Annotated in this window: 13 protein-coding genes; 1 reads left to right on the forward strand and 12 read right to left on the reverse strand. The window is 59.3% G+C overall.

Annotation, left to right across the window (positions count from 1 at the left end):
- Positions 1-95: 95 nt before the first annotated feature.
- The 9 genes from gltB to ACIPY9_RS03655 form a co-directional block, all read right to left on the reverse strand.
- Entirely contained in the window at positions 96-4,541 is a 4,446-nt protein-coding gene (gltB, locus tag ACIPY9_RS03615; protein WP_400697079.1) for a glutamate synthase large subunit, read from the reverse strand.
- A 360-nt stretch (positions 4,542-4,901) separates the two neighbouring features.
- Positions 4,902-6,539 carry an SPOR domain-containing protein gene (locus ACIPY9_RS03620; protein ID WP_400697080.1) on the reverse strand — a complete coding sequence of 546 codons (1,638 nt, stop codon included), beginning with the start codon at positions 6,537-6,539 and terminating at the stop codon, positions 4,902-4,904.
- Positions 6,540-6,549: 10 nt separating this feature from the next.
- Positions 6,550-7,653, reverse strand: coding sequence for a 3-dehydroquinate synthase (gene aroB, locus ACIPY9_RS03625; RefSeq protein WP_400697082.1), 1,104 nt, complete (start codon positions 7,651-7,653; stop codon positions 6,550-6,552).
- Between the two features lie 112 nt (positions 7,654-7,765).
- Positions 7,766-8,284 (reverse strand): shikimate kinase AroK, encoded by a 519-nt coding sequence (aroK, locus tag ACIPY9_RS03630; RefSeq protein WP_400697083.1) that lies wholly within the window; start codon positions 8,282-8,284, stop codon positions 7,766-7,768.
- A 4-nt stretch (positions 8,285-8,288) separates the two neighbouring features.
- Positions 8,289-10,385, reverse strand: coding sequence for a type IV pilus secretin PilQ (gene pilQ, locus ACIPY9_RS03635; RefSeq protein ID WP_400697085.1), 2,097 nt, complete (start codon positions 10,383-10,385; stop codon positions 8,289-8,291).
- 47 nt (positions 10,386-10,432) lie between these two features.
- Complete coding sequence (locus tag ACIPY9_RS03640; RefSeq protein ID WP_400697086.1) at positions 10,433-10,960, reverse strand: pilus assembly protein PilP; 528 nt, start codon at positions 10,958-10,960, stop codon at positions 10,433-10,435.
- Positions 10,957-11,580: a type 4a pilus biogenesis protein PilO gene (pilO, locus tag ACIPY9_RS03645; RefSeq protein ID WP_400697088.1), complete on the reverse strand. Its 624-nt coding sequence runs from the start codon at positions 11,578-11,580 to the stop codon at positions 10,957-10,959. The genes ACIPY9_RS03640 and pilO overlap by 4 nt, the downstream gene beginning before the upstream one ends.
- Entirely contained in the window at positions 11,577-12,149 is a 573-nt protein-coding gene (locus ACIPY9_RS03650; RefSeq protein ID WP_400697089.1) for a PilN domain-containing protein, read from the reverse strand. Before ACIPY9_RS03650 ends, pilO begins: the two co-directional genes overlap by 4 nt.
- Positions 12,149-13,213: a pilus assembly protein PilM gene (locus ACIPY9_RS03655; protein WP_400697091.1), complete on the reverse strand. Its 1,065-nt coding sequence runs from the start codon at positions 13,211-13,213 to the stop codon at positions 12,149-12,151. The genes ACIPY9_RS03650 and ACIPY9_RS03655 overlap by 1 nt, the downstream gene beginning before the upstream one ends.
- Before the next feature lie 210 nt (positions 13,214-13,423).
- On the opposite strand from ACIPY9_RS03655, the gene ACIPY9_RS03660 reads away from it, so the two are divergent.
- Positions 13,424-15,862: a penicillin-binding protein 1A gene (locus ACIPY9_RS03660; protein WP_400697411.1), complete on the forward strand. Its 2,439-nt coding sequence runs from the start codon at positions 13,424-13,426 to the stop codon at positions 15,860-15,862.
- A gap of 138 nt (positions 15,863-16,000) precedes the next feature.
- Here ACIPY9_RS03660 and ACIPY9_RS03665 read toward each other — a convergent pair whose 3' ends face one another.
- The 3 genes from ACIPY9_RS03665 to rpmE all read right to left on the reverse strand — a co-directional run bounded on the left by ACIPY9_RS03665 (position 16,001) and on the right by rpmE (position 18,508).
- The gene (locus ACIPY9_RS03665; protein ID WP_400697092.1) at positions 16,001-17,269 is read right to left on the reverse strand and encodes a malic enzyme-like NAD(P)-binding protein; all 1,269 of its coding nucleotides are present in this window, start codon (positions 17,267-17,269) and stop codon (positions 16,001-16,003) included.
- Between the two features lie 190 nt (positions 17,270-17,459).
- Positions 17,460-18,263 carry a thermonuclease family protein gene (locus ACIPY9_RS03670; RefSeq protein WP_400697094.1) on the reverse strand — a complete coding sequence of 268 codons (804 nt, stop codon included), beginning with the start codon at positions 18,261-18,263 and terminating at the stop codon, positions 17,460-17,462.
- Between the two features lie 23 nt (positions 18,264-18,286).
- Positions 18,287-18,508: a 50S ribosomal protein L31 gene (gene rpmE / locus ACIPY9_RS03675; protein ID WP_400697095.1), complete on the reverse strand. Its 222-nt coding sequence runs from the start codon at positions 18,506-18,508 to the stop codon at positions 18,287-18,289.
- Positions 18,509-18,609 lie beyond the last annotated feature (101 nt).

The raw sequence follows: 18,609 nt of genomic DNA on the forward strand, positions 1-18,609 counted from the left end.
CAAGCGACAAGCCTGAAGCTGCAAGAATCATGATCGCAGGCAATTCGCGCACTGCTGTTAACTTGCGGCTTGAAACTTGCCGCTTGCAGCTGCGTTTATTGCGGATTCGCCCGGGTGCTGGAGAGCAGCGATTTCAGGTTGGCCGCCTTGGGCTTGACCAGCCAGAAACGGCGCAGGTAGTCGTCCAGGTTTTCGGCCAGGTTACGACCCCACTCGCTGCCGGTTTCCTCGACATACTCGTTCAGCACGCTTTGCAGGTGAGTGCGATAAGCCTCCATCGCCTCGCCGCTGATGCGCTGAATCTCGACCAGCTCATGGTTGACCCGGTCAACGAAGGTGTTGTCCTGATCAAGCACGTAAGCGAAACCGCCCGTCATGCCGGAGCCGAAGTTGTAACCGGTCTTGCCCAGTACGCAGACGAAGCCGCCCGTCATGTATTCGCAGCAGTGGTCGCCCGTGCCTTCCACGACCGTGTGGGCACCGGAGTTGCGCACAGCGAAACGCTCGCCCGCCGTACCGGCCGCGAACAGCTTGCCGCCGGTCGCGCCGTACAGGCAGGTGTTGCCCACGATGGCGCTTTCGTTGGTCTTGAACGGGCTGCCCTTGGGCGGAACGATGACCAGTTTGCCAGCGGTCATGCCTTTACCGACGTAGTCGTTGGCATCGCCTTCCAGATACATGTTCAGGCCACCGGCGTTCCACACACCGAAGCTTTGCCCGGCAGTACCTTTGAAGCGGAAGGTGATCGGCGCCTTGTTCATGCCCTGGTTGCCGTGCAACTTGGCGATTTCACCGGAGATCCGCGCACCGATGGAACGGTCGCAGTTGCAGATATCCAGCTCGAACTCGCCGCCGCTCAGGGATTCGATGGCCGGCTTGGCCATCTCTACCATTTTCTCGGCCAGCAGGCCTTTATCGAACGGCGGGTTGCGGTCCACCAGGCTGAACTGCGGCTTGTCGGCAGGCACGTGGTCACTGCCCAGCAGAGGTGTCAGGTCCAGATGCTGCTGCTTCTCGGTTTCGCCCGGCAGGATATCCAGCAGGTCGGTACGACCGATCAGCTCTTCAAGCGAACGCACACCCAGCTTGGCCAGCCACTCACGGGTTTCTTCGGCCACGTAGGTGAAGAAGTTGATCACCATCTCGACGGTGCCGATGTAGTGATCCTTGCGCAGCTTGTCGTTCTGGGTCGCTACGCCGGTGGCGCAGTTGTTCAGGTGACAGATGCGCAGGTATTTGCAGCCCAGGGCGATCATCGGCGCTGTACCGAAACCGAAGCTTTCGGCACCGAGGATGGCCGCCTTGATGACGTCCAGGCCGGTTTTCAGACCACCGTCGGTCTGTACCCGGACCTTGCCGCGCAAGTCGTTGCCGCGCAGGGTCTGGTGAGTTTCGGCCAGACCCAGTTCCCACGGCGCACCGGCGTATTTGATCGAGGTCAGGGGCGAAGCACCTGTACCGCCGTCGTAACCGGAAATGGTGATCAGGTCGGCATAGGCCTTGGCCACACCGGCCGCGATGGTGCCGACGCCCGCTTCGGCCACCAGTTTCACCGAAACCAGAGCCTCAGGGTTGACCTGCTTCAAGTCGAAGATCAGTTGCGACAAGTCTTCGATGGAGTAGATGTCGTGATGCGGCGGCGGCGAGATCAGGGTCACGCCCGGCACGGCATAGCGCAACCTGGCGATCAGGCCGTTGACCTTGCCGCCCGGAAGCTGTCCACCCTCACCCGGCTTGGCACCTTGAGCGACCTTGATCTGCAACACATCGGCGTTGACCAGATACTCAGGCGTCACACCAAAGCGGCCTGTCGCGATCTGCTTGATCTTGGAGCTGCGGATAGTGCCGTAACGCGACGGATCTTCACCGCCCTCACCGGAGTTGGAACGGGCACCCAGACGGTTCATCGCCTCGGCCAGTGCTTCGTGAGCCTCTGGCGAGAGTGCGCCGAGGGAAATCCCGGCAGAGTCGAAACGCTTGAGGATCTCGCTCAGAGGCTCGACATCGTCGATGCTCAGCGGCTGGTCGAGAGTCTTGACCTGGAACAGGTCGCGAATCATCGACACCGGGCGTTTATCCACCAGTGCGGTGTATTCCTTGAACTTGCTGTAGTCGCCTTGTTGCACGGCGGCTTGCAGGGTGTTAACCACATCCGGGTTGTAGGCGTGGTACTCGCCACCGAACACGAACTTGAGCAGACCGCCCTGTTGAATCGGCTTGCGCGGGCTCCAGGCTTCGGCCGCCAGTGCTTTCTGCTCGGCTTCGATATCGACGAAACGGGCACCTTTCAGGCGGCTCGGTACGCCACGGAAGCTGAGGTCGCACACTTCCTCGGACAGACCGATGGCCTCGAACAACTGCGCGCCACGGTAGGACGCGATGGTCGAGATCCCCATCTTCGACAGGATCTTGAGCAGGCCCTTGGTGATGCCTTTGCGATAGTTCTTGAAGACTTCGTACAGATCGCCCAGCACTTCGCCCGTGCGGATCAGGTCGCCCAGCACTTCGTAAGCCAGGAACGGATAGACCGCCGAAGCACCGAAACCGATCAGCACCGCATAGTGGTGCGGGTCACGGGCAGTAGCGGTTTCGACCAGGATGTTACTGTCGCAACGCAGACCTTGCTCGGTCAGACGGTGGTGCACGGCACCCACGGCCAGCGAGGCATGGACTGGCAGCTTGCCAGGCGCAATGTGTCGGTCACTGAGCACCAGCAACGTGCGACCGGCACGAACGGCTTCTTCAGCCTGATCGGCGATGTTGCGCACGGCCGCTTCCAGGCCGACGCTTTCGTCATAGTTCAGGTCGATGATATGGCGCTCGAAGCCTGGACGCTCCAGGTTCATCAGCGAACGCCATTTGGCCGGGGAAATGACCGGCGAGCTGAGAATCACGCGCGACGCATGCTCAGGCGACTCCTGGAAAATGTTGCGCTCGGCACCGAGGCAGATTTCCAGCGACATGACGATGGCTTCACGCAGCGGGTCGATTGGCGGGTTGGTCACCTGTGCGAACTGCTGACGGAAGTAATCGTAAGGCGAACGCACACGGCGCGACAGCACGGCCATTGGCGTGTCGTCGCCCATGGAGCCGACCGCTTCCTGCCCCTGCTCGCCCAGCGGACGCAGCACCTGATCGCGCTCCTCGAACGTGACCTGATACATCTTCATGTATTGCTTGAGCTGGTCACTGTTGTAGAAGGCAGAACCATGATCGTTGTCTTCCATGGTCGCCTGGATGCGCAGGGCATTCTTGCGCAGCCATTGCTTGTATGGATGACGGGATTTCAGGCGGTTATCGATGGCATCGGTATCGAGGATCTGGCCGGTTTCGGTGTCCACCGCGAAAATCTGCCCTGGGCCGACACGCCCCTTGGCGACGACGTCCTCGGGCTTGTAGTCCCATACGCCGATTTCCGACGCCAGGGTGATGTAACCGTTCTTGGTCGTGACCCAGCGGGCCGGACGCAGACCGTTACGGTCGAGCAGGCAGACCGCATGGCGACCTTCGGTCATCACCACGCCAGCCGGACCGTCCCACGGCTCCATGTGCATGGAGTTGTACTCGTAGAACGCCCGCAGATCGGGGTCCATGGTTTCGACGTTCTGCCACGCAGGCGGAATGATCATCCGCACGCCACGGAACAGGTCGATACCACCGGTGACCATCAGTTCAAGCATGTTGTCCATGCTCGAGGAGTCAGAACCGACACGGTTGACCAGCGGCCCCAGCTCTTCCAGATCCATCAGATCGTTGGTGAACTTGGTACGACGCGCCTGTGCCCAGTTACGGTTACCGGTAATGGTGTTGATCTCGCCGTTGTGGGCGAGGAAGCGGAACGGCTGCGCCAGCGGCCATTTCGGCAGGGTGTTGGTCGAGAAGCGCTGGTGGAACACGCAGATTGCGGTCTGCAGGCGCTCGTCGCTCAGGTCCGGGAAGAATGCCGTCAGATCGCGCGGCATCATCAGGCCTTTATAGATGATGGTCTTGTGCGAAAAGCTGCAGATGTAGTGATCGGCATCGGCCGCGTTGGCCACCGACGAACGGCGACGGGCGCTGAACAGCTTGATCGCGAATTCCTGATCGCTCAGGCCTTCACCACCGATGAACACCTGCTCGATTTTAGGCAGGCGCTCAAGAGCCAGACGGCCCAGCACGCTGGTATCAACCGGAACCTGACGCCAGCCGACCAGTTCCAGGCCCTCGGCCAGGATCTCGCGGTTCATGTTCTCGCGGGCGACATCGGCCTTGGCGTCGTCCTGATTGAGGAACACCATACCCACGGCATATTGACGGGGCAGATCGACACCGAAGTGATCCTTGGCGACCGCACGCAGGAAGGCATCCGGCTTCTGGATCAACAGCCCGCAACCGTCACCGGTCTTGCCGTCGGCGTTGATCCCGCCACGGTGGGTCATGCAGGTCAGGGCTTGGATAGCCGTCTGCAACAGGTGATGACTGGGCTCGCCCTGCATATGAGCGATCAGGCCGAAGCCACAGTTATCCTTGAATTCATCTGGTTGGTACAGACCTGCTTTCATAGACACTTTCTCACCAGGCTGCCTCTATGCGAGGCATATTTCTTTTCAATTCAATCAATTACCTTTCACGCCGAACGTACGCCGACTTTGGACAGGCAAAACGGAGGTCATTGTACACAGCGACACAAAAGCCCACAAATTTTACGGCGAAAAGCCGAAAACCCATGTCGCATTTATGAAAGTTTTATAGTCACGCACTGTGCTAGTCAAAGTATTTTTCAAATAATCTGACCGAAGCGACCGAAACAGGCTTTGCGTTTGTAACGCAGACGCTGCAAGGCGCGCCGCCTGAAAGCGGCGCGTCCGTGCAGGTAGAATCAGGTGTGCCGGGTGAGCGGCCTGGATAAGGCCGCTGCGACTTCAGCGGGTGGCGCCCAGCTCTTGTTGGATGCTGGCGACAGTACGAGGCCAAGGTTTACCAGCCTGAACCTTGGCTGGCAAGACCTTGATGGCTGCAAGGGCAGCAGCCCGGTCTGAAAAGTTGCCGTAGGTGACCACATACAGCGGCTTGCCCTGCAACGTTTTCTTGAAGTAACGGTACTCGCCACCCTGCTCGGCCACATAGGCCTGTGCCGTCGCTTCGGAGCTGGTGCCCAGAATCTGTACGACATAATGTCCGGGTGCCTGACCGCTGTACCAGTTGCCACCGGATGCTGGCTTGGCAGCGGCAGCCGCCGGTTTTTCAGCAGGCTTGGCGGTCGGAGCCGGGGCAGGCTTGGCCGCTGCCACCTGAGCAGGAGCTGCCGCAGGCGCAGGCGTCGGCCTGGCAACCGGAGCAACCGGCGTTGCCGCCGCTGGCGCAGGAATCGAGGACCGAGGCACGGCAGAAGCTGCCTGGCCTGCCGGCACGCCAGCAGGAGGCGCTGTGGTCGTTACCGTAGCCGGCTGGGAGGGCGACCCCATCGGCACGGCGTCTTCGTCGTTTTCTCCGGCACCTGCCGCTTCAGCCAGAGGGCCGCGCATGACAGGCTGAGAATTACCGACCAACGGCAGAGGCATCGGTTGCGAATTGCCTGCGAACTCGATCGCCGGGCCACCGTTATTGGATTGCTGATTCGCGGGTGTACCCTGCCCCAGCGGCAGTTGCGCCTGGGCCGGTGCATTGGCTGGCACGCCAGCCTTGTCGCCACGGCCCGGGATCAGCACGGCGGCTGCCACAGCGACCACGACAACCGCCCCGAGGGCCAGTACGTGTTTTTTCGGCATGTTGAACCCCACACTTGGGCGCTTGACCGCGGAACGACTCGCGATCATCGCCTCGATCATTGAATCGCGGGCCACCTGGTTGATAGCGCCAGGCCAGCCGTCGGACTGTTCATGGATATCGGTAATCTGCTCGGCAGTGAACAACGCGATTCCTTGCCCTGCACCTTCCAGACGTTGAGCCAGATACTCCCGGGTTTCTTCTTCGGTATAAGGTTGCAGCTCGATGACATGAAAGCGCTCGCCTTCGATGTCGCTTTGCAGGTCGGCACACAACTGATCGAGTCGATCGATCAGCGACGGCTCGCCAAACAGGAACACATGCGGACGCCCTTCAGGCGTGCCTGCGGCCAGACCCAGCAACGCTTCGAGCGCCGAATCGCCCAGTTGTTCCGCATCATCGACCAGCAAATAGACTTCCTGACCAGTCAATGCGAGTTGCACGACCTGCGCCAGAATCGCCTGCATTTCAGCCTGGGCGACCAGCAGCGCCTGAGCGACCTGCTGCAAGACACCGGCGGCATCGCTGGCCCCACGGGCCGAGATGACGACACTCTGCACCGACTGTTTGTTGGTGCTCGCCACCAACGCCTGACGCAGCAAGGTCTTGCCACTGCCCTGGGGGCCGGTAACGGCAAGCAATAACTGGCTGTAACGCGCCAGATGATGAAGCTGACCCAGCACCGACTTGCGCTGGGCAGGGAAAAACTTGAAGCCAGGCACCCGCGCCGCAAAAGGGTCATGACTCAACTGATAGTGGCCGAGGAAGGCCTCGTCGGCATGCAAACTAGTCATGGGTTTTCCGTTAACCTCTAAGCTGATCCACCAAGGCACGGTAATCCGCAACCAGGGTGGCCTGTAGTACTTCTCGTGGATAATCGTCCGTGATAACCGCTTCACCCATCCGGCGCAGAAGCACCAGACGCAGGCGACCATCGATCACTTTCTTGTCGATTGCCATGTGTTCAAGGAAATCGTCTGCCGTCATGTCCTGAGGCGGCACGACCGGCAAACCGGCCCGCTGCAACAGGCGAATGCCGCGATCACGCTCCTGAGGGGTGATCCAGCCCAGGCGCGAGGACATTTCCAGGGCCATGACCGTACCGGCAGAAACCGCTTCGCCATGCAGCCAGACACCATAGCCCATCTGCGTCTCGATGGCGTGGCCGAAAGTATGACCCAGGTTCAGGGTGGCCCGGATGCCGGACTCACGCTCGTCTGCACCCACAACCAGCGCCTTGGCAGCGCATGAACGCTGGATGGCGGTGGTCAGAGCGGCCTGATCCAGACCACGCAGTTGATCGATGTGTTCTTCAAGCCAGGTCAGGAACGGCTCGTCACAGATCAGGCCGTACTTGATGACCTCGGCCAGCCCGGCGGACAGTTCACGCTCAGGCAGGGTATTGAGTGTGGAGGTATCGATCAGCACAACGCCCGGCTGATAGAAAGCGCCCACCATGTTCTTGCCCAACGGGTGGTTGATGCCGGTCTTGCCGCCCACCGACGAGTCCACCTGGGACAACAGGGTGGTCGGGATCTGGATGAAGTTCACGCCACGCTGATAGCAGGCGGCTGCAAAACCGGCCATGTCACCGATGACACCGCCCCCCAGCGCGATCACCGTCGTGCGGCGATCATGACGGGCCGTCAGCAGGCCATCGAAGATGAGCTGCAGGGTTTCCCAGTTCTTGAACGCCTCGCCATCGGGAAGCACCACCGGCAAGACGTTGTAGCCCGCCAGGGTTCGCGTCAATCGCTCAAGATAAAGAGGAGCAACCGTCGTATTGGAAACAATAGCCACCTGTCGCCCAACGATATGCGGGGTCAGGAGTTCAGGTTGATCCAGCAGGCCTTCGCCAATATGGATCGGGTAGCTACGCTCACCAAGCTCGACCTTAAGTGTCTGCATGTGTCCCCACATTGATTACCGATTGGGCGTTGCGCGTGTTTCACGCGCCAGGACAGCAAAACGCTGTCGCTGTTTTGATGGTCGCCGAGGATAGCGCATTTTCGTCTGCGCTTTAACGGGGAGGAAGCTCTGCCAAGCGGGCCAGTATGTCAAGAACGACCATACGTGGGGGCCGTTCATCGGTTTCAACCACCAGATCGGCGATTTCCCGGTACAGCGGATCGCGGATCGCCAGAAGTTCGCCCAACACACGGGCCGGGTCGGCAGTGCGCAGCAATGGACGATTACGATCCCGGGCCGTACGGCCGACCTGCTGCTCGACAGAGGCATGCAGATACACCACACGCCCTCCGGCGTGCAGTGCCTCACGGTTCTCTTTGCGCATGACCGCACCGCCACCCGTCGCCAGAACGACACCGTCGGCTTCGCACAGCTCGGCAATCATCGCCTGCTCACGGTCACGAAAGCCCGGCTCGCCTTCCTTGTCGAAAATCCATGGGATATTGGCGCCTGAACGCAGCTCGATTTCCTTGTCGGAATCCTTGAACGGTAATCGCAGCTCTTTGGCAAGTAAACGGCCGATGGTGCTTTTACCAGCCCCCATCGGCCCTACAAGTATTAAATTTCGCACAGAATCAACGACTCACAGCAATCGCCTGGTTGTTCATGATACGCGGAGTCAGAAATACCAACAGCTCGGATTTCGCTTCTGAAACCGTATCCCGACGGAAAAGTCGGCCAAGATACGGCACATCGCCAAGAAATGGCACTTTCTCGACAACTTTACTTTGCGTATTGGAGAACACGCCACCGATCACGATGGTTTCACCGTCGGAAACCAGCACCTTGGCGTTGACCTCGTTCTTGTTGATCGGAGGCTGGCCGAGTACCGCATTGAGATAGTCAGGCTCATCCTTGGTGACCTTGACCTCCATGATGATGCGATTGTCCGGCGTGATCTGCGGGGTCACTTCCAGCGAGAGCGCAGCTTCCTTGAACGTCACCGTCGTAGCACCGCTGGAACTGGATTCCTGATAAGGGACTTCCGTACCCTTGAGGATCTTGGCGGTCTCCTTGTCGGAGGTCACCACCTTGGGCTGGGAGACGATCTCACCGTTACCGGTTTTCTCCATCGCACTCAGCTCAAGATCGAGCAAGGTGTTATTGGTCACGAACGCAATGCCGATACCGGAGGTTGCATCGGCTGCTCCCAGGTCGACGAACGGTGTATTGGCGCTCAGATCGGAACCGGTATTACCCGCTTCGTCCCCATTATCGTCCAGACCATAGGTATTCCAGTTGCCGCTGCCGACCTTGGTTCCCCCCCAGCGCACACCCAGCGCCTTGTCGTAGTCGACGTTGGCCTCGACGATACGCGCCTCGATCATGACCTGACGCACCGGGATATCCAGCTGCGACACGATACGGCGCAGTTCGTCGAGCCGGTCCTGGGTCTGGTAGGCAATGATGTTGTTGGTCCGCTCATCCACAGTGATCGAGCCACGCTCATCGGCCTTGGACTCGGCACTGGTCACGGACTGGAACAGCTTGGCGATGTCAGCAGCCTTGGCGTAGTTGACCTGCAACAGTTCACGACGCAACGGCGCCAGCTCGGCGATCTGCTTGAGGGACTCCAGCTCCTGACGCTCGCGAGCCGCAATTTCATCGGCCGGCGCGACCAGCAGGACATTGCCGACCTTGCGCTTGTCCAGCCCCTTGGTCTTGAGCACCAGGTCCAGCGCCTGATCCCACGGTACGTTTTGCAGGCGCAGGGTAATGCCGCCCTGTACGGTATCGCTGGCGACCAGGTTCAGGTTGGTGAAGTCTGCGATCAACTGCAGCACCGAACGCACATCAATGTCCTGGAAGTTCAGCGACAGCTTTTCACCGGTGTAGACCGGCTTGTCCGCCGCACGGCGATCCAGATCCTCGTTGGTCAGGGGGCGTACGCTGATGGTCAGCTTGTTTTCAGTCTGGTAGGCCGAATAATCATAGGCACCCGACGGCTCGATGGTGATGCTGGTCTTGTCACCCGAGGTCGTGGCATTCACGAACTGCACAGGCGTTGCAAAATCCTTGACGTCCAGCCGGACCCGCAACGGATCGGGCAACTGGGTCTTGGCGAAGTCCACACGAATCTTGCCGCCCTGCTCCTGGATATCCGGGGAAATACTCGGGTTGCTCAGCTCGATGACCACATTGCCTTCGCCCAGCTCACCGCGCTGGAAATCGACATTCCTGATGGCCTTCACACTCGCGGGCAAGGCTGGCCGAGCAGCCGGAGCCGGGACCGGAACCGCAGCCCTCGAGGCGCCCGTGGCCGTGCTCGCCTGGGAAGCCTGCGCAGCGGCAGCGCCCTGGCCGATGACCACGAACAGGTTGTTGCCTTCGACACGCGAGCTGTAAGGCGACAGCGTCGTCATGTTGATGATGACCCGCGTACGGTCCTGAGCCTGAACCACGACAACGCTGCGTGCATTTCCGGCACCCAGGTCACGGCTCTTGGTGGCCAGCTGGCTGGTCACGCCCGGCAGGTCCAGCGCAATACGCGCCGGCTGCTCGGTGGTGTAGCCACGCGGCGCCGGCACCGGGCTGTCGAAGGAAAGCTTCAGCTCGATCCGGTCGCCTGGCAAGGCCGCGACATCCAGGGTTTTGAGGTTGGCTGCCTGGAGAACCGGCGAAACCATCGCTATCCATAGCGACACGCCGATAATCGAGAGAATCCTGGTCATGATGAGTTTCCGTTGTGCGGTGTTATGCATGCTTGGCCTTGCCCACTTCATGAGCGTTCTTTGAGGGAAATACTGCGCGGCCTTTCAAGCCAGGCCCCCTCTCCATCAGGAACTATTTCAATGACATCGACCTGCGCATCGCTGACCGACACAATCCGACCATGATTACGGCCCAGATAGTCACCCACTTTTACGCGATGAACCCCTCCGGCACCGCGCAACAGGGCGAATGTACCCGATTCGTTGCCAATCGTTCCGACCATCTCGAACGATTCGATATTGAACCCTTCAAGAAACTGTTTGACCCGTGTTTCATCGGGCTTGACCAGCCGCGAACCTTTCTGGCGGTTGAGCGGATCGATCTTGACCGGGGGCTGAAACGGGCTGCGCAGGTTGGCCGCGTTGTAGGTAAAGGTTTCATAAGGCCGAAACTTGGGCAATGGCTCGATGCTGCCAGAGGGGCGCGCCCGAACGTCACTCATGAACGCGTTCAGGTCCGAAAACTCCTGATCGTTATCGCAACCGGCAAGCCCAAGCACAACCATACTGACGCACAACAGTCGCGCCGCCCTCATTTCTTCAGCCCTTCATCGTTGTAGCGGTAGGTCTTGGCAAGAATGTTCATCCGCAGTTTCGTCTGGACTTTCGGATCGGCCGGTTTGATCTCGAAGTCATGCAGCGTCACGATACGCGGCAGGCTGGCGACGCCACTGACGAACGTGGCCAGGTCGTGATACCCGCCCACCACCGTGATCTGTATCGGCAACTCGATGTAGAACTGCTGGACCACCTCGGGCAACAGCTTGATTTCCTCGAACTCAAGACCGCTTCCCAGTCCTGTCCGCGTGATGTCTTCAAGCAGGCCTGGCACTTCGGTGTCGCTGGGCAGTTGCCGCAGCAGGGCACCAAAGGTGTTTTCCATCTCTTCCATCTGCTTCTTGTAGGGCTCCAGGTTCGCCGCCTGAAACGCCTTCGTTGAAAACTGCTCGCGCAGCATCAGCTCATTGGCCTCGGCCCCCTCGAGCCGGGTTTCCAGTTCCTGAATGAAAAAGAAATAGCCCAGCGCAAGCACCAGTATCATCACCAATGCGCCGGAGATCGCCTTGACCGCCGCCGGCCAGGATCCCAGGTTATTGATGTCCAGGTCGTTGATATCGACCTTGCGCAACCCTTCCAGCCATTCGGAGAAATTCATGGCTTGGCTCCTTCGACAACGGCAGCAGGCTGGGTCTGGCGTACAGTCAACTGAAAGACGTTCGCCTGATCCACGGCACCCGCCGTAGTTGCCTTGACCTCGGCCAGGCTGGGAGACTCCAGCCAGTCCGAGGCGTCCAGATTACGCATCAGGTCCGATACCCGGTTGTTCGATTCGGCAGCGCCGCTGATCGAAATCAATTTATCTGTCATTTTGACATCAGTGAAATAGACGCCATCCGGCAAGGTGCGCGCCATCTGGTCGAATATGCGGCCAATGATCGGGCGGTTGCCCTGCAAGTCCTGGATAATCTTCATCCGCTCCAGCAATTGCTTGCGACGCGCCCGAAGATCGCTGATTTCCTTGATCCGGATATCGAGCTGAGCGATTTCCTTCTGCAGGAACGCGTTGCGGGATTCCTGGTAGGTGATCGCATTGCTGATGTAGCGATCGACCATGAAGAGCGTGCCCACGGAAAAGACCAGCACGCCGGCCAGAGCCGTCAGAAAACGCTTCTTGCGCTCTTCGCGAAGCTCTTCACGCCACGGTAAAAGGTTAATCCGCGCCATCAGTCAAAGCTCCTCAATGCCAGACCGCACGCGATCATCAGGGCAGGAGCATCGCTGGCCAGAGCACCGGCATTGACCTTGGAACTCAGGGCCATGTCGGCAAAAGGGTTGGCAACCATGGTGGGCGTCCCCAGACGTTTCTGGATCAAATGCTCAAGTCCCGGGATAGAGGCCGTACCACCGGCCAGCATGATGTAGTCCACCGAGTTGTACTGCCCGGCAGCAAAGAAGAACTGCAGCGAGCGCGACACCTGCTGAACCAGTGCATCCTTGAAGGGATTCAATACTTCGCTGACATAGTCGTCGGACAGCCCGCCCTGCTTCTTTGCGAGCCCCGCCTCTTCCATGGATAACCCATAGCGACGCTGAATCTCTTCAGTCAGTTGCCGACCGCCGAACAATTGCTCGCGAGTGTAGATGATACGACCGTGGTGAAGCACGCTCAGGGTCGTCATGGTCGCACCGATGTCGACCACCGCCACCGTTAACTGATCGTGCCCATTGCCCAACTGAGCAGAGAGCAGACCGAACGAGCGCTCCAGCGCATACGCTTCGACATCGACGACACGGGCCGTCAGCCCGGCCAGCGCCAATGCGGCCTCACGCACTTCCACGTTTTCCTTGCGGCAAGCCGCCAGCAAGACTTCGACGCGCTCGGGATTACGCGCCGAATAGCCCTGCACTTCAAAATCGATGGCGACTTCTTCGAGGGGATAAGGGATGTACTGGTCAGCTTCAAGCTTGAGCTGGTTTTCCATGTCATCGTCGGACAGGCCCGCGTCCATCTCGATCGTCTTGGTAATGACAGCCGACCCGGCCACTGCAACCGCCACGATTTTGGCACTTGTCTTGGCCTTGGTCAGTACGCGCGTCAAAGCATTGCCGACCCCTTCGAGTTCGGCAATATTCTTTTCCACGACGGCATTGGCCGGCAGCGGCTCGACCGCATACGACTCGACTTTGTAGCGAGTGCCCGTACGACTCAACTCAAGGAGTTTTACCGAGGTAGAGCTAATATCGATCCCTAGAAGGGTGCTGGCCTTCTTACCGAAGAGTTCGAACACAACCTGATTCCTATGAGTTTTCCGACACTTACGGAGTATTTTTTGGTCAACATCACTGTCAACAGTCTTGACAGTAGCGCAAATCACGCCCGGAGACGAAAAATGCTTATAATGCCCAGCGTTTTTTACGTTTAACAAAGCTTCAAGGCGTGTTCATTTGTAAATGCCTGTGCTTAACCCATTCTTTTTTGTGGAAATCCAAAAGCCTTGATACGCCTGCTGAAGTTCTTCTGGTGGTCTCTCGTAGCAGTATTCTGCGGACTGCTGCTCGGTCTGAGCGGCGCCTTTCTCTATCTGAGCCCGAACCTTCCCTCTGTTGAAGCGCTGAGAAGCATCCAGCTGCAGATTCCGCTTCGCGTTTACAGCAGCGACGGCAAACTGATAGCAGAATTTGGCGAAATGCGCCGGGCTCCCATCCGCTTTGCCGAGATCCCCCCCAACTTCATCAACGCCCTGCTGTCCGCCGAAGACGACAACTTCGCCAATCACTACGGCGTCGACCCCAGCAGCCTGATGCGCGCCGCCACACAACTGGTGAAAAGCGGCCATATCCAGTCAGGCGGCAGCACCATCACGATGCAGGTTGCGAAAAACTTTTTCCTGACCAGCGAAAGAAGCTTTTCACGCAAAACCACCGAAATTCTCCTTGCCTTGCAAATCGAGCGCCAACTGACCAAGGACGAGATTCTTGAGCTGTATGTCAACAAGATCTACCTGGGCAACCGCGCCTATGGCATCGAGGCAGCGGCGCAAGTCTACTATGGCAAATCGATTCGCGATGTAAGCCTTGCGCAAATGGCCATGATTGCCGGTCTGCCCAAGGCTCCGTCACGCTTCAACCCTCTGGCCAACCCCGCACGCGCCAAGGAGCGCCGCGACTGGATCCTGGGCCGCATGTACCGGCTGGGCAAGATCGACCAGAGCGCCTATCAGGCCGCCCTGAACGAGCCCATCAACGCCAGCTATCACGTTCCGACACCGGAAGTTAACGCCCCCTACATCGCCGAGATGGCTCGCGCCGAAATGGTCGGTCGCTACGGCAGCGAAGCCTATACCGAAGGCTTCCGCGTCACGACCACCGTGCCGAGCGATCTTCAGGAATACGCCAATACAGCCGTTCAGCAAGGGCTGATCGAATACGATCAACGCCACGGCTATCGCGGTCCCGAAAGCCGCTTCCCGGGCATGACCCGTGCCGGCTGGGTACAGGAGCTGACCAGGCAACGCACGATCAACGGCCTGGAACCCGCCATCGTCACCCAGATCGACAAGAACGGCATTCGTGTCCTGACCCGCAATGGCGAAAAGGAAGAAGTCGTCGACTGGAGCAGCATGAAGTGGGCACGTCCTTACCTGAATACCAACAGTCTGGGCGCAAACCCGCGTCAACCTGCTGACGTAGCTCATGTCGGCGACCTTGTTCGCCTTCTGCGCGAAAAAGACGGCTCGCTGAAGTTCAGCCAGGTGCCTGCCGCCCAGAGCGCGCTGGTTTCACTTGATCCGCAAAACGGTGCCATTCGCGCTCTGGTCGGCGGCTTTGCATTCGAGCAGAGCAACTACAACCGGGCGATGCAGGCCAAGCGTCAACCGGGTTCAAGCTTCAAGCCTTTCCTGTATAGCGCCGCCCTGGATAACGGCTACACCGCCTCCAGCCTGGTCAACGACGCCCCGATCGTCTTCGTCGACGAGTACCTGGACAAGGTCTGGCGTCCCAAGAACGACACCGGCACCTTCCTGGGCCCGATCAGGCTGCGTGAAGCACTCTACAAATCGCGCAACCTGGTTTCGATCCGCCTGCTGCAGGCCCTGGGTATCGATACTTCAATCGATTACATCACCCGCTTCGGGTTCGCGAAACAGGACCTGCCACGCAACCTGTCGCTGGCGCTGGGCACGGCAACGCTGACGCCGATGGAAATCGCCACCGGCTGGAGCACGTTCGCCAACGGCGGTTACAAGGTCAGCCCATACCTGATCCAGAAGATCGAGAACCGTGACGGCCAGACCCTGTTCGTCGCCAACCCGGCGAGTGTTCCGGCCGTCGACGCCCGGACCGCCCCCGACACCTCGACATTCGCAGTGCACGACACACCCGCCATCACGCCTGCATCCTCGACGTCACCCGCCGAGCCTCAGGCACCGGTCGTGGCAGAACGCATTGTCGACGGGCGCACGACCTACATCCTCAACAGCATGCTGCAGGACGTGATCAAGCGCGGGACCGGGCGTCGCGCCCTGTCCATGAACCGGCCGGATATCGCGGGCAAGACCGGTACGACCAACGAATCCAAGGATGCATGGTTCTCCGGCTATAACGCGGATTACGTGACCACCGTCTGGACCGGCTTCGACCAGCCGGAAAGCCTGGGACGCCATGAATTCGGCGGCACTGTCGCTCTGCCAATCTGGATGGAGTACATGAGCGCTGCGCTCAAGGACAAGCCACCTCACGAACAGGCTGAACCGGACGGCATCCTCAGCCTGCGGGTCGACCCGGTCAGTGGCCGCGCCGCAACACCGAGCACGCCCAATGCCTTCTTCGAGCTGTTCAAGAGCGAAGACACACCACCCAGCGTGAACGAACTGGGCGGCAGCGTACCAGGCAGCCCGTTGCCAGCAGACGAGTCGGCACCGATCGATCTGTTCTGACCGTAGGAGCGGACTCATCCGCTAAGGCATTCTTTCTGGCGATGAACATGCCGGAATGTAACAGCCTCTTCGCGGATGAATCCGCTCCTACGGCCATAAAAAAACCGGCCAACAGGCCGGTTTTTTGTGGGCTACAACTTAACCCTTGAACACATCATCCACGCTGGTCAGCGGGTAGTGCTTCGGATACGGCAGGGTAGCAACACCGCTTTCGATGGCAGCCTTGGCCACTGCGTCAGAGATCAGACCCAGCAGGCGAGCGTCCATTGGCTTCGGAATGATGTACTCACGACCGAATTCCAGCTTGATGCCGCCGTAGGCGTCGCTGACTTCCTGAGGAACAGGCAGCTTGGCCAGTTCACGCAGAGCGTTGGCAGCTGCGATTTTCATTTCTTCGTTGATGCGCTTGGCACGAACGTCCAGAGCACCACGGAAGATGAACGGGAAGCCCAGCACGTTGTTGACCTGGTTCGGGTAGTCCGAACGGCCGGTCGCCATGATCACGTCGTCGCGAGTGGAGTGAGCCAGCTCCGGGGAGATTTCCGGATCAGGGTTCGAGCACGCGAACACGATCGGATCCTTGGCCATCAACTTCAGGTTTTCAGCGCTCAGCAGGTTAGGACCGGACAGACCGACGAAAACGTCAGCACCGTCCAGCGCTTCGCTCAGGGTGCGTTTTTCAGTCGCGTGGGCGAACACAGCCTTGTACTGGTTCAGATCGGTACGGCCGGAGTGAACCACGCCAGTGCGGTCAACCATGAAGATGTTTTCGATCTTCGCGCCCATGCTCACCAGCAACTTCATGCAGGAGATGGCCGCAGCGCCAGCGCCCAGGCAGACGATCTTGGCGGTGTCCAGCGTCTTGCCGACGATTTCCAGGGCGTTGATCATGCCAGCGGCTGTCACGATAGCGGTGCCGTGCTGGTCATCGTGGAAAACAGGGATGTCGCACTGTTCGATCAGCGCCTTTTCGATCTCAAAGCACTCAGGTGCCTTGATGTCTTCCAGGTTGATGCCGCCGAAGGTGATGGAGATGCGTTTAACGGTGTCGATGAAGGCCTGCGGGCTTTCGGAGTCGACTTCGATATCGAAAACGTCGATACCGGCGAAACGCTTGAACAGAACCCCTTTACCTTCCATGACAGGCTTGGAAGCCAATGGACCCAGATCGCCGAGGCCGAGGATCGCGGTGCCATCGGAAATAACTGCTACCAGGTTGCCTTTGCCGGTGTACTTGTAGGCAAGCTCGGGATCACGGGCAATTTCACGCACAGGTTCAGCAACACCCGGGCTGTACGCCAGAGACAGGTCACGAGCAGTTGCGGTCGGCTTGGTGAGTTCGACGCTCAATTTACCAGGACGTGGATTGGCATGGTATTCGAGCGCGGCAGTTTTCAAATCTGACATTTAGGGATTCCGCTTTTTACTGTGGGACAGACGGACCGCCGAGGATACGCAAGATGCATAGTCCTAACAAGACTGACCAGTCACTGCTGTCAAGGGGCGGGGGTATAGACTTTACGCTTAGAGCCACAAAATACAAAAGCCCGAGCCATTCATCAGCAAAATGCCAGGGCCAGGGCGTGAAGACAGGACGTCAGTGGCTCGACAGGCTCAGCATGGCGGGATGGGTAATCGGCATCATCCAGCGCGCCTGTCCTGACTGTAGACCACCGCGCCGGGAACGGTCCACTACCCAGCCACGCGCCTCGATCTGCTGCCCCTTCAGACGGTCCAGCCTGCTGGCGTCGAATTGAGAAAGCAGCTCGGGCGTAATGCGCAACACCAGCGAATCCTGCAGCTCGATCCAGACGCCGCCACGATTGCGCTGCACGTCACGAACCTGACCGGACACCAGGGCAAAGCCGCCCTTGTCGATCTGTGCGGCAGGCTGAACCGGCGAATCGCGCCACACACCCAGCCCTGCCCGACGCGCCTTGAGTTCTGCATCCTTCTGGCAGTCGACCAGCGCCACGTTGGGAGCCACAGCCACCAGATAGCCCAACCCTTCGGCCAGCATCTGCGCTTCAAGATTGTTGCCGTTGCGGACATAGACGTTGGCCAGTGTACGGCCGTAATGATCCTGGCCCTGCTGACCGACGAGCAGACGGACCTGACCGCCACTTTCGTCCACCAGCGCCTGAAGACGACGCTGCGCTGCCACGGCAAAGGGCTCGGCGGAGCGGCCTTGCTTGCCGGTTTCAGGTGTATTGAGGCCGATCATGCGGACACTGCGCCCATCGGTCAGACGCAAGGTGTCGCCATCGACCACGCGCTGTACCTGAGCGACCGGCAACCCGTCAGGGGCCGGGCAGAAAGCCTGCGCACCGGGCAGCCAGATTGCGGCCATAAAAAAGGCACCCACGAGGGGTGCCTTTTCAAGCAGCCTGGAATAGCTCACAAGCCAGCCCAGAACGGCCAATATTACTTGGCTTTGGTTGCGCCGAACGCACCGAAACGCGACTTGAAGCGGTCTACACGACCACCCACGTCCAGAGTCTTTTGCTTGCCGGTGTAGAACGGGTGGCACTCGTTGCACACGTCCAGGCTCAGAGGCTGGGCCAGAGTGGAACGGGTTTTGATGACATTGCCGCAGCTGCAAGTGGCGTCAATGGCTTCGTAAACTGGATGGATATCAGCTTTCATGGATACTTCCTCGGTCTAGCGAGCCGCCATCCAACACTATTGTTGAATACCGCACGCAATCAGGCCGCGGATATTACCAGACAATCCATCTGACGCAAGCG

The sequence above is a fragment of the Pseudomonas sp. NPDC089734 genome (genome assembly GCF_044748865.1).
GTDB lineage: Bacteria > Pseudomonadota > Gammaproteobacteria > Pseudomonadales > Pseudomonadaceae > Aquipseudomonas.

Excerpts from the sequence above, each read along its gene's own strand:
- gltB (WP_400697079.1), bottom strand. The coding sequence starts at position 4,541 with ATGAAAGCAGGTCTGTACCAACCAGATGAATTCAAGGATAACTGTGGC.
- ACIPY9_RS03620 (WP_400697080.1), bottom strand. The coding sequence starts at position 6,539 with ATGACTAGTTTGCATGCCGACGAGGCCTTCCTCGGCCACTATCAGTTG.
- aroB (WP_400697082.1), bottom strand. The coding sequence starts at position 7,653 with ATGCAGACACTTAAGGTCGAGCTTGGTGAGCGTAGCTACCCGATCCAT.
- pilQ (WP_400697085.1), bottom strand. The coding sequence starts at position 10,385 with ATGACCAGGATTCTCTCGATTATCGGCGTGTCGCTATGGATAGCGATG.
- ACIPY9_RS03640 (WP_400697086.1), bottom strand. The coding sequence starts at position 10,960 with ATGAGGGCGGCGCGACTGTTGTGCGTCAGTATGGTTGTGCTTGGGCTT.
- pilO (WP_400697088.1), bottom strand. The coding sequence starts at position 11,580 with ATGAATTTCTCCGAATGGCTGGAAGGGTTGCGCAAGGTCGATATCAAC.
- ACIPY9_RS03650 (WP_400697089.1), bottom strand. The coding sequence starts at position 12,149 with ATGGCGCGGATTAACCTTTTACCGTGGCGTGAAGAGCTTCGCGAAGAG.
- ACIPY9_RS03665 (WP_400697092.1), bottom strand. The coding sequence starts at position 17,269 with ATGTCAGATTTGAAAACTGCCGCGCTCGAATACCATGCCAATCCACGT.
- rpmE (WP_400697095.1), bottom strand. The coding sequence starts at position 18,508 with ATGAAAGCTGATATCCATCCAGTTTACGAAGCCATTGACGCCACTTGC.